This is a genomic window from Bradyrhizobium sp. LTSP849, assembly GCF_000938255.1.
Lineage (GTDB): Bacteria > Pseudomonadota > Alphaproteobacteria > Rhizobiales > Xanthobacteraceae > Bradyrhizobium.
On the sequence record NZ_JYMR01000057.1, the window covers coordinates 1 to 980 of the forward strand.

General features: G+C 65.2%; 1 protein-coding gene. It reads left to right on the top strand.

The genetic code is table 11. The annotated features are described in order from the left end of the window. Position 1: 1 nt before the first annotated feature. The coding region (locus UB31_RS42770) for an Hpt domain-containing protein (RefSeq protein ID WP_045014782.1) at positions 2-980 on the top strand (979 nt) is incomplete at its 3' end.

Here is a 980-nt window from a genome sequence, read left to right on the forward strand (position 1 = left end):
CATGGATGATCTGTTGCGGGAGTTTTTGACGGAGACCAGCGAGAGCCTGGACACCGTCGACAATCAGCTGGTGAAGTTCGAGCAGGATCCGAACAACGCCAAGATCCTGGATAACATCTTCCGCCTGGTCCACACCATCAAGGGTACGTGCGGCTTCCTCGGACTGCCGCGGCTTGAAGCGCTGGCGCATGCCGGCGAGACGCTGATGAGCAAATTCCGTGACGGCATGCCGGTGACGGCCGGCGCGGTGACGGTGATCCTGGCCTCGATCGACCGCATCAAGGAAATCCTGGCCGGGCTGGAAGCGACCGAAGCCGAGCCCGAGGGCACCGACCGCGATCTCATCGACAAGCTGGAAGCGATGGTCGAGCAGGGCACGGCCGCGATGTCCGCGTCGGCGCAGCCGATCGCGTCCGCTGCTGCTACTCCTGTCGCTGAAGCTCCGCCGCTGGTGCCGGAAGCCCCGGCTGCGCCCGCACCCGCAAAAGAAATGACCCAAGGCGCGCTGATCGACCAGACCCTGGAGCGTCCGCTGCGTCCGGGCGAAGTGTCGCTCGACGATCTCGAGCGCGCCTTCCGCGAGACCGCAATCGAAGCGCCGGCGCCTGTTGCCAAGGCTGAACCCGCACCCGCCGCTGAAGCCCCGGCGCCTGTCGCCAAAGAGGCAAAACCGGCCAAGGAAAAGGTCGCGCCGAAGAAGTCGATGGCTGAAGAGGGCGCCTCCGAAGGCGACCGCATCGCCAACCAGTCGATCCGCGTCAACGTGGATACGCTGGAGCACCTGATGACCATGGTCTCCGAGCTGGTGCTGACCCGCAACCAGCTGCTGGAGATCTCCCGCCGCAACGAGGACACCGAGTTCAAGGTGCCGTTGCAGCGGCTGTCCAACGTCACCGCCGAGCTGCAGGAAGGCGTCATGAAGACGCGCATGCAGCCGATCGGCAACGCCTGGCAGAAGCTGCCCCGCATCGTCCGCGATC